The following is a 206-nucleotide window of genomic DNA, read 5'->3' as shown; positions in this document are numbered from 1 at the left end:
CTGATACGATACGACGTAAACTCGGCTGAGAACCTAAACTTAAGCCCGATAAGTAAGAAGGGGTAGCATGCAAATGGGTAACTCCTTGAGAGCGTATGTAATCCGAAAATAACGAACTATCCAAAATCGTAGCTTCATCCAATAAAACCAAAACACTACCACTACATAAGGCTAACCAAATCTGTTCTACAGAAGCATCAAATCCT

General features: G+C 40.3%; 1 protein-coding gene. It reads right to left on the bottom strand.

Features of this window, described 5'->3' with window-relative positions; genetic code table 11:
* On the bottom strand, window positions 1-206 hold a 206-nt coding region (locus ACXAGJ_RS24870), incomplete at both ends, for a hypothetical protein (protein ID WP_474843924.1).

The sequence above is a fragment of the Aquimarina sp. AWH4_224 genome (genome assembly GCF_056160245.1).
Note: the sequence above shows the minus strand (reverse complement) of the source record. Positions and strands in the feature narration are given on the sequence as shown.